General features: G+C 47.2%; 1 rRNA gene. It reads right to left on the reverse strand.

Annotated elements, in window-relative coordinates:
• Positions 1 to 233, reverse strand: a 16S ribosomal RNA gene (locus tag ACTHS3_RS18760); the annotation flags it as partial.

Raw genomic sequence — 233 nt, forward strand, 5'->3', positions numbered from 1 at the left:
GATGTGTATAAGAGACAGGACTACACGGGTATCTAATCCTGTTTGCTCCCCACGCTTTCGTGCCTGAGCGTCAATATCGGTCCAGTTGGGCGCCTACGCCACTGGTATTCCTCCTAATATCTGCGAATTTCACCTCTACACTAGGAATTCTCCCAACCTCTACCGAATTCTAGATATGAAGTTTCAAAAGCAATTCCGAGGTTGAGCCCCGGGATTTCACTTCTGACTTTCAT

Source organism: Neisseria sp. P0009.S007, from assembly GCF_051962515.1.